At 49.0% G+C, this 11,818-nt stretch carries 10 protein-coding genes; 3 read left to right on the forward strand and 7 right to left on the reverse strand.

All coding sequences use genetic code 11. The annotated features are described in order from the left end of the window. Positions 1–32 precede the first annotated feature (32 nt). The 3 genes from allD to allE are packed head-to-tail and all read left to right on the forward strand — an operon-like array spanning position 33 to position 3,135. A complete protein-coding gene (gene allD / locus FDX14_RS03015) occupies positions 33–1,082 on the forward strand; it encodes an ureidoglycolate dehydrogenase (protein ID WP_042309971.1) in 1,050 nt (349 codons plus the stop codon). Between the two features lie 21 nt (positions 1,083–1,103). Beyond that, positions 1,104–2,339 carry an allantoate deiminase gene (gene allC / locus FDX14_RS03020; RefSeq protein ID WP_042309974.1) on the forward strand — a complete coding sequence of 412 codons (1,236 nt, stop codon included), beginning with the start codon at positions 1,104–1,106 and terminating at the stop codon, positions 2,337–2,339. Positions 2,340–2,349: 10 nt separating this feature from the next. Further along, on the forward strand, positions 2,350–3,135 hold the full coding sequence (allE, locus tag FDX14_RS03025) for a (S)-ureidoglycine aminohydrolase (RefSeq protein WP_042309976.1): 786 nt from the start codon (positions 2,350–2,352) through the stop codon (positions 3,133–3,135). Between the two features lie 79 nt (positions 3,136–3,214). Here allE and glxK read toward each other — a convergent pair whose 3' ends face one another. From glxK to hyi, 7 genes are all read right to left on the reverse strand, one after another. Continuing rightward, on the reverse strand, positions 3,215–4,363 hold the full coding sequence (glxK, locus tag FDX14_RS03030; RefSeq protein ID WP_137349028.1) for a glycerate 3-kinase: 1,149 nt from the start codon (positions 4,361–4,363) through the stop codon (positions 3,215–3,217). 20 nt (positions 4,364–4,383) lie between these two features. Continuing rightward, positions 4,384–5,682, reverse strand: a complete 1,299-nt coding sequence (locus FDX14_RS03035) for a uracil/xanthine transporter (protein WP_137348973.1) — start codon at positions 5,680–5,682, stop codon at positions 4,384–4,386. 58 nt (positions 5,683–5,740) lie between these two features. After that, positions 5,741–7,102 (reverse strand): allantoinase AllB, encoded by a 1,362-nt coding sequence (gene allB / locus FDX14_RS03040; protein ID WP_137348974.1) that lies wholly within the window; start codon positions 7,100–7,102, stop codon positions 5,741–5,743. A gap of 72 nt (positions 7,103–7,174) precedes the next feature. Then, positions 7,175–8,635 carry an allantoin transporter gene (locus tag FDX14_RS03045; protein ID WP_137348975.1) on the reverse strand — a complete coding sequence of 487 codons (1,461 nt, stop codon included), beginning with the start codon at positions 8,633–8,635 and terminating at the stop codon, positions 7,175–7,177. Between the two features lie 98 nt (positions 8,636–8,733). Then, positions 8,734–9,984, reverse strand: a complete 1,251-nt coding sequence (locus FDX14_RS03050; protein ID WP_042309985.1) for an MFS transporter — start codon at positions 9,982–9,984, stop codon at positions 8,734–8,736. 67 nt (positions 9,985–10,051) lie between these two features. Next, the gene (gene glxR / locus FDX14_RS03055) at positions 10,052–10,930 is read right to left on the reverse strand and encodes a 2-hydroxy-3-oxopropionate reductase (RefSeq protein ID WP_042309987.1); all 879 of its coding nucleotides are present in this window, start codon (positions 10,928–10,930) and stop codon (positions 10,052–10,054) included. Positions 10,931–11,030: 100 nt separating this feature from the next. After that, positions 11,031–11,807 carry a hydroxypyruvate isomerase gene (gene hyi, locus FDX14_RS03060; protein ID WP_137348976.1) on the reverse strand — a complete coding sequence of 259 codons (777 nt, stop codon included), beginning with the start codon at positions 11,805–11,807 and terminating at the stop codon, positions 11,031–11,033. Positions 11,808–11,818 lie beyond the last annotated feature (11 nt).

The raw sequence follows: 11,818 nt of genomic DNA on the forward strand, positions 1-11,818 counted from the left end.
ATGCTTCACACCGTCGTTAAAAAGGAAGACAGATGAAAATCAGTCGGGAAACACTCCACCAGCTTATCGAGAATAAGCTTTGCAAGGCCGGACTAAAACGTGAGCACGCCACAACGGTTGCTGAGGTATTGGTTTACGCCGATGCCAGAGGCATTCACTCTCATGGCGCCGTACGCGTTGAATACTATGCTGAGCGCATTTCAAAAGGCGGTACCAACCGCGAACCCACATTTCGTTTTGAAGATACCGGTCCCTGTACAGCGATTTTGCATGCCGATAATGCCGCCGGGCAAGTCGCAGCAAAGATGGGTATGGAGCATGCCATTAAAATTGCTAAAAAAAATGGTGTCGCCGTCGTTGGCATTAGCCGAATGGGGCACAGCGGTGCCATTTCTTACTTTGTGCAGCAAGCCGCTCGCGCTGGTCTGATCGGCCTCTCCGTGTGCCAGTCCGACCCGATGGTGGTACCGTTCGGCGGCGCAGATATTTACTACGGTACCAATCCGTTAGCCTTCGCTGCGCCAGGAGAAGGCGACGACATCATGACGTTTGATATGGCGACAACGGTGCAGGCATGGGGAAAAGTTCTGGATGCCCGCTCCCGCAACGAGCCGATTCCGAATACCTGGGCAGTCGATAAAAACGGCGCGCCAACTTCCGATCCATTTGCTGTCAATGCGTTGCTACCTGCGGCTGGGCCTAAAGGCTATGGCCTGATGATGATGATCGATGTGTTATCCGGCATTTTATTGGGATTACCGTTTGGTCGTCAGGTCAGTTCAATGTATGAGGATTTACATGCCGGTCGGAATTTAGGCCAACTGCATTTGGTTATTAATCCCGACTTTTTCTCCTCCAGCCAATTATTCCGCCAGCACCTCAGCCAGACCATGCAAGAGTTAAATAACGTTACTCCTGCACCCGGCTTTAAACAAGTTTATTACCCCGGACAGGATCAAGATATTAATCAACGCAATGCCGCGGTCCATGGTATCGACATTGTTGACGATATTTATCAATACCTGATTTCCGATGCCCTCTATCTCAAGTCATACGAAACAAAGAATCCCTTTGCACAATAATTATTGAAACAGGAATTTCATATGATCAACCATTTTCGTCACGCAATTGAAGAAACCCTTCCCTGGCTCTCTTCCTTTGGCGCGGATCCTACCGGTGGGATGACGCGCTTGCTGTATTCGCCAGAATGGCTTGAAACACAACAGCAATTCAAAAAACGCATGGACGCCAGCGGCCTGGAAACTCGCTTTGATGAAGTGGGCAACTTATACGGTCGTCTGCTTGGGAACGAATCGCCGGAACAGGTCATTTTAAGCGGCTCGCATATTGATACCGTCGTCAACGGCGGCAATCTTGACGGCCAGTTTGGCGCGCTGGCGGCATGGCTCGCGGTTGACTGGCTCAAGAGCACCTATGGCGCACCGCTGAAAACGGTCGAAGTCGTTTCCATGGCGGAAGAGGAAGGCAGCCGTTTCCCGTATGTCTTCTGGGGCAGCAAAAACATTTTTGGACTGGCAAATCCCGATGACGTCCGTAATATCCAGGACGCGAAAGGCACCCGTTTTGTTGACGCAATGAACGCCTGCGGCTTTACCCTCCCCGCAGAGCCGCTTCATGCCCGTAATGACATCAAAGCCTTCGTTGAATTACACATCGAACAAGGTTGTGTGCTTGAAAGTAATGGCCAGTCGATAGGCGTCGTCAGCGCGATTGTCGGCCAACGTCGCTATACGGTAACGCTGAACGGTGAATCCAACCATGCGGGGACAACGCCGCTGAGCTACCGTCGCGATACCGTATACGCTTTCAGTCGCATCTGCAGCCAGTCTATCGAGAAAGCCAAAAAGCATGGCGATCCTCTGGTACTGACCTTTGGTAAGGTAGAGCCGCAGCCGAACACCGTCAACGTGGTGCCAGGCAAAACGACCTTCACAATCGATTGCCGTCATACCGATGCCGACGTATTGCGTGATTTTACTCAACAACTGGAAAACGACATGCGCGCCATCTGCGATGAAATGGATATCGGCATTGATATCGATTTGTGGATGGATGAAACGCCGGTCCCGATGGACAGTAAACTGGTCTCTACCCTTACCGAACTGTGTGAAAAAGAACAGCTGAACTACCGTGTCATGCACAGTGGCGCAGGCCATGATGCGCAAATTTTCGCTCCCCGCGTACCGACCTGCATGATTTTCATTCCCAGCATTAACGGTATCAGCCACAACCCCGCTGAACGCACAAACATTAACGACCTTGCCGAAGGGGTCAAAACTCTGGCATTAATGCTTCATCAACTTGCCTGGCAGAAATAAGGAGTCACCCATGGGATATCTGAATAACGTCACGGGTTATCGCGATGATTTATTGGCTAATCGCGCAATTGTAAAACACGGTAACTTTGCCCTGCTAACCCCGGACGGACTGGTTAAAAATATCATTCCGGGTTTTGAAAACTGTGACGTCACCATCCTCTCAACGCCAAAACTGGGCGCGTCATTTGTTGACTATCTGGTGACCCTACGCCAGAACGGCGGCCACCACAGCGGTTTTGGCGGCGAAGGTATTGAAACGTTCGTGTATGTTATTTCCGGCAAAATTGAGGCGAAAGCGGAAGGTAAAACCTTTGCTTTAACCCAGGGCGGATATCTGTATTGCCCGCCAGGTGAACTGCTCACCTTTAATAATGCCCAGACAGAAGACAGCCAACTGTTTTTATACAAACGCCGTTATACGCCGGTGGCAGGCCATTCACCATGGCTGGTCTCCGGTAATGCCAACCAGTTAGAACGTATTCATTATGAAGGCATGGATGACGTAATCCTGCTGGATTTCCTGCCTAAAGAATTAGGCTTCGATATGAATATGCATATTCTGTCATTCGAACCCGGCGCCAGTCATGGTTATATCGAAACGCATGTACAGGAACATGGGGCTTATATTCTCTCAGGTCAGGGCGTTTATAACCTCGATAACCAATGGATCCCGGTGAAAAAAGGCGACTACATCTTTATGGGCGCGTACTCCCTGCAGGCGGGTTACGGCGTGGGGCGTGGTGAAGCGTTCAGCTATATCTATTCCAAAGATTGCAACCGGGATGTTGAGATTTAACGGCGAACAGCCCGCCTGATAATTTTTTATTTAGCTATGTTGGGTTTTGCCACGGTTAACACCGTGGCTTTTTTTATGCTTAACGCAGATTAATCGCCTGACCGAGCTTCATCGCGCAAGCAATATTACGCGCACAGTGATAAAGGTTGGTTTCACCACTCGCCAGCACTTCCGCCAATGGCGCGAGTCGCGGCAAAATACTGAATACCGCATCAATACCATGATCGTGAACCACCTCCACACCTTCCCCCAGCACCCCGGCGATACCAATAACCGGAACATGATGCTGCATAGCAACAGAAGCAACACCGATTGGCGCTTTTCCCCCGACCGTTTGCGAATCAATACGTCCCTCGCCGGTGATGACCAGCGATGCATCTTTGATGGACTGCTCCAGTTGAACGGCCTGCAGCACAATCTCAATCCCTGGTTTCATGATGGCCTGCAGAAAGATAGCCGCAGCGATGCCCATTCCACCCGCCGCCCCACCGCCCGCAACCTGAGATACATCCTCACCGGTCAACGTTCGCAGCACATGCGCGTAGTTGAGTAATCCTTCTTCCAGTTTCTCAACCATTTCCGGCGTCGCCCCTTTCTGCGGACCGAATACTCTTGCCGCGCCACGCGGGCCAACCAATGGGTTATCCACATCACAGGCAACTTCGATCCGGCATGCTGTCAGCCGCGGATCGCACTGTTGCAGGTCAATGCTCGCGAGGCGAGATAAGCTACCACCTCCCGCCCTCAATGATGTCCCTTGCACGTCAAGGAACCGCACGCCTAGCGCCTGAGCCATCCCCATGCCGCCATCAACTGTCGCACTCCCGCCGATACCGAGGATAATATGACGAATACCGGCATCCAGCGCATGCCGAATCAGTTCGCCAGTCCCGTAACTTGATGCCAGCAGTGGATTACGCGCCTGCGGTTCGACCAACATCAGTCCACTCGCCGCGGCCATTTCAATAATGGCGGTCTTTCCATCACCGGTCAGGCCATAAAATCCCATGACCTTTTCCCCCATCGGCCCACAGACCTCCAGCGAGACCACTTTTCCACCTGTCGCCGCCACCATGGCATCCACGGTCCCCTCCCCGCCATCTGCAATTGGTAAACAAATGTATTCTGCATCCGGGAATATGCTTGAAAATCCAGCTTTAATTGCCTGGCAGCATTGTTCGGCGCTTAAGCTCTCTTTAAACGAATCTGGCGCAATTACAATTTTCATCATTAATCCTTTTCATCCTGTTATTTAATGCGTTCCCATGGAATGAGGTTTTCCATAAGCACTGCCAGTAAAATCCCCACCAATAAGCCATTACTCAGTAATGGCCGAATAGTCAGTGGAAGATCTTGTAAATAAACCGGTGGCAGCCCCATCAAAAAAATGCCCACAAACAGCGGGAGTGCCAGCCGATAAATATTTCGTGCGGTAAATGTGATTTGCTGGCTGAAAACCAGACCGGAATAGAGCAACGGCAGATAAGAGACCAGCATAACGGCACTGCTGATTGCCAGTGGAATGGCGCAGAATAAGCGGGTTAGCGGCGTCACTATCGCCACCAATAAACATAATACGCTGCCATAAATAAATGATTTTCTCGAACTGTCGCCAGTTTGTGTTAACAGCCCGATAGAAGAGACAAAAGGTGAAAATGGAATCACGGCAAAAGGCACTGTCACCAGCGTCATAAAACCGGAAATGATAAAGCTACGACGATAACGCGAGCTGCTGGAGCCTTGATGCGCGTAAAAGATGTCCGTGCCGCGCACCGCGCCATAGGTATTACTGATATTCACCAGACCGGTAATAACCGCCGTCAGGATAATACCGGGTAACAGCCTGCCATGACTGCCTAACGGGAACCACTGCCAGCTTAATTCCCCAGACGGCAAAGACGTTGATGGAAAGCACAACCGCCAGAGTCCCCATCCCACTACCGCCCCCACCAGCAGGGCGTAACGGGAGATCCGCTGCGGTAAAAAAATGATCATCGCAAGGATGAAGCACATCACGCCAACCGCCAGGCTAAAAGGCGCCAGTTGAATTTTGACGCTGGTGTCAGCAATGCCAAAAGGCAATCCCAACATGCCCTTAAAAAAGATAGTGGTGAGCTGAGCGCCCAACAGCAGCATAAAAAAGACCATCACCGTTGGGGTAAATAGCCGGGCCAACCGGTGTCCTAAGCCGCTAAAGCCGATAATCATCGTCAGCACAGCGGAAATGACAATCCCGACGCTCAGACTGGTGGCGATATCATTGAGCGGTGTCCCGCGTGACGCCTCAGCCAGGGTAATTGTCAAAATGGTGCCCCACCATAAACCGGTCGGACCTTCCATAATGGCGCGACGATGGCCACAAATAACCTGCGCAAGGCAGGCCAGCGATGTCGTGAAAAAAGCGTATTGCGTGAGCATTAACAGATTGCTCGCGGGGAGATGAAAAGCAGAAACCAGCGTTGGGGGGACCACGACCGTATTGCAAAAAATAAAGAAAAACCACTGAAAGCCAGATAGCAAACTTTCGCGGTTAATAACAGGAAGCATATTCATACCTTAAAATAGAGAATGCCCGCCAGCATGACGGGCATTAATTCACATCACATTATTGTTGATGTTTAAGGATAAATTGACCTTTTGGCGCTACCGGGAACCCCTGCTCGATGTCATAGATAACATCCCCGCGAAGAATAGTTTTCGTAATGCGCGCGCCAATCGTCCGGCCAACATACGGACTGACCTTGTGGCGATATTCCAGGTCTTCGTTTTTCAGAACATATTTGCTGTCCGGTTGAATAAAGACGAAGTCAGCATCTTTACCCGGGGCAATACGTCCTTTCTGCTTCAGGCCGAAAATATCTGCGGCGTTGGTTGCCATCAATTTAGCGAATAGCGGCAGTGACATACCGCGTTTTTGCACGGCCTCATCAAACATGACGTCCATACAGCTCTGCAGCCCGGCAATGCCGCCCCACGCCTGCATGATATTGCCAGCCTTCATTTCTGGTGGGCATGGCGAGTGGTCGGAAACCAGGCAGTCAATCTCACCATTGAACAGTTTTTCCCACATGCCTTGTTGATTCTGTCGATCGCGGATCGGCGGAGAACATTTTGCCAGCGTGCCAATCTCTTCAAACTGATCGGTATCCAGCACAAAATAATGCGGGCAGGATTCGCAGGTCACATCCTGGCCTTCCTGACGGGCACGGGTCACTTCTTCCACGCCTTCCGGGCTGCTGATATGGCAAACGTGCAGGCGGCAACCGGCGACTTTCGCCAGATACAGCACGCGGCGAATAGCTTCCACCTCAGTGAAAACCGGACGTGAAGCCACATAATCATGTGCCGTCACACGGCCTTCGCGTTTAGCTTCCTCGCCAAGCTCGTCGCAAATGAGCGCATTTTCGCAATGCACCAGCACCGTCTGGTCCATTTCTGCTAACTTCTGCGCGCCTTTGTAGAACTGCCAGTCGTTAACGTCACGGAAGTCATTGTCGATTCCGCGATCGCCACAGGTAGCAACAAAGCATTTGAAACCGACGACACCGACCTCATCCAGCTCGTGCAGACGATCAAGGTTGTAAGAAACCAGACCGCCAAGCTGCGCGGCATCAATGGTCAATTTACCTTTTGCCGCATCAAATTTAAGTTCGATGGTTTCACGATCTATCGTCGCGGGCAGCTGGTTGAGAGGCATTTCGATCATTGTGGTAATACCACCTTTTGCCGCGGCACGCGTTCCGGTCTCATAGCCTTCCCAATGTGTACGTCCCGGCTCAGAGATATGTGTATGCGCATCAACCATGCCCGGTGAAACCACCAGACCTGTCGCATCCATTACCTGCTTTGCCTCACCCAGATTCTCGCCAATGGCGGCGATTTTTCCTGCCTGGACGGCAATATCAACAATACGAGCTTCATTTTCTAAAATAACAGTACCGTTCTTAATAATTAAATCAAAAGACATAACGAACTCCTTGTATGGATACAGATAGTTTTTATAAATAACGCACGCTTAAACTTACTTTTACTGATTTCGTTACAACTGGCTTGTCGCTTTTTGTACCGCGCCAGGTTGTCCAACCGTTCTTTTTTTCAGTAAGGCATATGCCACAAATGCGACAATAACCCCAACAAACCACGACACTCGCGATAATGGCTCGAGGAATGGAATAAACTTTCCACCCAGTGAAAGAATTACCGCCACTAACGTTACGGAGAATGCAGTCAGGTTAAATCCATTATCATAATATTGGTAATCACCGCTGGCGGTATATAATTCATCAAGATTAATCTTGCCACGCATAACGACAAAATAATGCGCTAACATAACACCGATAACAGGGCCGAGCATACCGCCAATGATATCCAGAAACAGATAAATACTGCTCTGATTTTCCATGAGTTTCCATGGACAAATCAGTAAACTAATAATACTGGCAATCAATACACCATTTTTATATGTTAGTTTTGTTGGCGCAATTGCGGCAATCTGATAACCAGCCGGGATTATATTACCCGTAGCGTTTGTTGAGATTGTGGTCATCAGAATAACTAAAACCGCGAAGAAGGAGGCAAACAGACTGTCCCAACGCTGTACGATATCCAGCACATTCCAGGTATCCGTTCCATAATGAATACTGGCACCGGCAATAATACACACGCTGGCAATCGCAAATAACACGTACGCGACAATAAGACCCAGCGTCTGGCCTAACGCCTGTTCACGAAATGAGTGGGCATTTTGCGTAAAGTCCGATGCGCTCACGGCCGGAGCAGCCCATACGGCAACCACGGCGTTAATCACTACCAGGAACAGGAATCCGCTGTTTCCCGCTTTTTGCACACCGCCCGGAATGTAGTCCAGAATGGGGCCAATCCCTACCAGGGATATCGCCCAGATAGCCATTCCGCCAAAAACGATATAAATGCAAGGATTCAGGATCGCAGTAAATTTATTTAATACTTTACCGCCGCCAAAACCGATACCGACGTTAATCAGCCAAAAGATAATAAATGTGATTAACCCCGGCAGGGACAACCCCAGTAATGTAAAGTCACCGCCCAGCGTTAAAAAACCAGGCCATATCTTGCCAATCAGAATAAGAAAAGCCAGCGATCCGGCATAACATTGCAGACCGAACCACATAATTGCAGCAATCCCGCCTCTTAATAATCCCGGGAAAAGCGCGCCACGTACGCCATACGAGCCACGCAGAATCATTGCAAAAGGTACACCGTATTTACTTCCGGCGGCGCCGTTCATAACCATGACTAATGCAATAAACAATGCACTAATAATAATAGCCAACATAATACTGAATGTGGACAGCCCGAGAATGAAAAAACCGCCAACCATAACGTAATTAGGTACGTTATGTACTGACCCCATCCATAAAGTAAAATAGTTAAATGTTTTCCAGTTTCGTTGTGCTGCCGTTTTTGGTAATAAGTCGTCACTATAACCACGTTGTTGGTATAGATCTCTTTGATGTTCCATAAATCCCTCTTGTCACGTATCGGATAACGTTGTAATGGGTTTAGCTATGCGGAACAAAAACAATATATAAAGTAATGCAAATAGTTTTAATTATATTTTTATGCTGAAGCAGTAACTGGTGTTGCTTTCTTTTTATATAACGTCACGCCGGCAAAAATAAGCGTTCCGGTAACAACCAGACAAGCAGAGATGACAAAGCTTATCTCTTTTGAGCCAGTCAAATCGGAAATAAATCCGGTTAACGTTGGCGCAATAACGGCTGAACTCATACCAAAGAAGTTAAACAGGCTAAATGCTCTGCCCAGCGTTTTCGCCGACGCCTGCTCAGACACGAAGGAGATCAGGATGGGATCCACCGCCATTTTTCCCAATAAACCGTACAGGGTCAGGCTGACCATCAACATCGTGGTATTCGGCGATAACACCGTAAACACCAGCATTGCGGCGGCCATAATTTCCAGCCCAAGAATGACTTTGACTTTGCTGTTACGGAATTTATCGGACAGATGACTGAAGAACAACGCACCGGGAACCCCCACCACGGCGACCAAAGCCGAGGCAACGCCAATCGCGCCACCATCAAATCCCCTTTCAGTCTGCAGATAAGACGGAAGCCAGGTCACAATCAGGTAATAGCCATAACAGGTACAGAAATAGAGGAAGTAGACGCTGCATAACAAACCCGAAAACAGCGGCGGACTTTTCTCTTCTGTCATCGTTGCCGTCTGCGTTTTTTGGTCTGACGCCGCCGTTTCGCTTTTTGCCTTACCGCGGATAACCAAAGTAAATACGCACAGCATCACCACCAACACAGCCGCAACCAGAAACAACACGTTTTGCCAGGCCATGCTCATACTTTTAACCAACACGCTGGAGCCGATTAAACCTATCCCCATCCCAATCGCAGAGCCGCTATTAATGATGGCGTTTGCCAGTGCCCGGCGAGCCTGTGGGACATTTGCCGAAGAGAGAGAATACGCAGAACTAAAGAAAGAGGCGCAGCCCGCTCCTGCCATCAGCGAACCGGCATAGATCATCACCAGTCCAGTGGCTTTTGCGATACTGAGCGTACCAATAATAAAGAGCGTAAACCCACACATCAGCATAATTTTCTGGCCAAGCTTATCGACCAAAATTCCGCAGGGAATTTGCATGCTGCAATAGGCGAAAAAATAGAAACTGGCGATGGCGCCAATTTCAGCATTGCTGACATTGCCCAGGGAAGCCTGAATCTCAGGATAAATAGGGGTTAATACGGTGCGATAAATCCATATCGCTACCCAACCCAGACTCATTACGACGACGATCTTCTTCCAGTATTCAATACCGGATGTATTTTTTTCACTCATGACATGCACCTTTCCAAAGTGTGTCTGATTAGAATGTATCGCTGCAGGATTGCAGCGATACCAACGATCATGACAATTTATGATTAGCCATTAATTCCAGAGCCTGAACCATTGCCGAGTGATCCAACTGGCTTCCACCATTCGCGGCACAGGTATTAAATAACTCCTGACAGGTTGCCGTATTAGGCAAATTCAAAGAGAGCGCCTTGGCACTTTGTAATGCAAGGTTGAGATCTTTTTGATGCAATGCAATTTTGAAACCGGGATCAAAAGTGCGTTTAATCATGCGCTCACCATGTACTTCCAGAATACGAGATGAGGCAAATCCGCCCATTAATGCCTGACGCACGCGAACCGGATCCGCACCCGCTTTAGAGGCAAATACCAGCGCTTCAGAAACGGCTTCAATATTTAAGGCAACGATAATTTGGTTAGCGACTTTACAGGTTTGGCCATCACCATTTCCACCCACCAGGGTGATATTTTTTCCCAGAATATCAAAGAGCGGTTTAACCCTTTCAAATACATCAGGTTCACCGCCAACCATAATGGACAGCGTCCCTTCGCGAGCGCCAATTTCTCCACCGGACACGGGCGCATCCAGGTAATCCCCGCCGAGTTCATTAACCTGCTGAGCAAAACGCTTAGTTTCGATAGGAGAAATAGAACTCATATCGACAATGGTTTTTCCCTGCAATGTGGTTTTAGCGCATCCGTGTTCACCAAAAAGCACTTCTTCAACCTGCGGCGTATCCGGCACCATGATGAAAATAATATCTGCAAAATCAGTCACCTGACGCGCAGTTTCAACATTAACCGCCCCCAGTGACAGCAACTCTTCAGCCACCGGTCCAATGGTCGTGACATGTAATTGATGTCCGGCGCGAGCCAAATTAATCGCCATTGGCGATCCCATAATACCCAGGCCAATAAATCCCAGTTTCATTTGCAACCTCTTTTATATCTGTCGGTATTCCTGAATTCAGGCAAAACGATTCCCTTCCAACAGAGTGGAAAAAATAGTGTTGCCTGAAATTACTTACAAATTATCGATACTGATTAATCCACGATAATCCCGCTTCGGTGGTCGTCAGCGGCTTATATTCGCAACCTACCCACCCGTCATAACCTGATTTATCAATAAACTTAAAAATAAAGTCATAATTGATTTCCCCGGTCCCTGGCTCTCCGCGACGAGGGTTATCTGCAATTTGCAAATGACCTATTTTATTTGCCCACGTGGTCATGGTTTGGGTTAACTCCCCTTCCATGCGCTGCATATGATAAATGTCATACTGAATTTTGATATTATTGCATCCGACGCTATCAATTAACGCTAACGCCTGATGCGTACCGGTGAGATAGAAACCAGGAATATCAAAATGGTTGATCGGCTCAATCAGCAATAAAATATCTTCTTGCGCTAACATGTTGGCCGCATAGCGCAGATTTTCCACCAGCGTTTGCTGGATCTGTTCAGCCGAAAAACCCGCCGGTGTTTTACCTACCAGGCAATTGATTTTTGTATTGCCCAGCCCCTTTGCATAGCGAATAGCCGCCGCTACACCATCACGAAACTCTTCTTCGCGACCCGGAATACAGGCGATACCGCGTTCACCCGACGCCCAATCTCCGGCGGGGAGATTATGCAACGTATGCTCCAGCTTGTTGGTCAGCAGTTTTTCCTTTAATACGTCAATGTCGTAATCGTAGGGAAACATTAACTCTACGCCACGAAACCCCGCTTGCGCCGCTTTGTCGAAACGCTCAAGAAAACTGTATTCCAGAAACAGCATGGAAAGATTGGCTGAGAACCGTAACATCTGTCACCTCC

Source organism: Citrobacter sp. wls710, from assembly GCF_005281115.1.
In the GTDB taxonomy this organism is placed as follows: domain Bacteria; phylum Pseudomonadota; class Gammaproteobacteria; order Enterobacterales; family Enterobacteriaceae; genus Citrobacter; species Citrobacter werkmanii.